General features: G+C 63.4%; 1 protein-coding gene and 1 pseudogene. Both read left to right on the top strand.

Features of this window, described 5'->3' with window-relative positions; all coding sequences use genetic code 11:
- On the top strand, window positions 1–472 hold a 472-nt coding region (locus IF89_RS0135730), incomplete at its 5' end, for a DNA/RNA non-specific endonuclease (RefSeq protein ID WP_199820665.1).
- A gap of 108 nt (window positions 473–580) precedes the next feature.
- Window positions 581–762: pseudogene (locus tag IF89_RS39440) on the top strand (hypothetical protein); the annotation flags it as partial.

Here is a 762-nt window from a genome sequence, read left to right as displayed (position 1 = left end):
CACATGGGCGGGGCAAGTCAGGTGGGTTCGCGACGAGCACGGACGTCCCTATGAGATGCACGCCATCATCACCCGCAACATGCTTGATGAAGGCACACACGCCCGTAACTCGATCATCCCTCCTGGCTACCAGCCGGACAAGGGACAGGCCCGCGGGCACATGCTGGCGCGGCAGCTCGGCGGATCCGGTGATCATGACGACAACCTGTTCACGATCTCCCAGAACCCGACGAACACGCCAGAAATGAGCATGTTCGAGCAGCGTGTGTACGACGCTGTCGCCGGAAACGACGTCGTCCAGTACAGCGTGTACCTGGAGTACGTAAACGATGATCCTGACTCACCCCCCAAGACCATCCAGCTCGAGGCGTTCGGAGCCAAAAAGGACCGGGACGGCAACCTCCTGTTCGATGAGGGGACCATCCTTAACAACCCTGCTCACGACGAGCCCCGCCCCCGGCGCCGTCCTTAGCCTCCAAGGAATCGGATGACTGCCCTCACAGCACTGACGGCCCTGTGCCCACCTCCCCCTACCGTCCCGCCAGCCCCTGACTGGTCCCGGATCGAGGCTGCACTGGGCATGAACCTGCCCCAGGACTACAAGCAACTCGTCACCACCTACGGCCCGGGCCAGTTCTGCGACTTCATCTCCCTGTACCAGCCTCACGCCCCCAGCGAGTGGGCCGACCTGACCGGGCCCATGCCGGCCCGTCTACGAACGCAGATCGAAGAGGTCCGACAAACTGCCCGACACCCCTGGGC

It is taken from the genome of Streptomyces sp. NRRL F-2664 (assembly GCF_000719345.1).
Taxonomy (GTDB): Bacteria; Actinomycetota; Actinomycetes; order Streptomycetales; family Streptomycetaceae; genus Streptomyces.
Note: the sequence above shows the minus strand (reverse complement) of the source record. Positions and strands in the feature narration are given on the sequence as shown.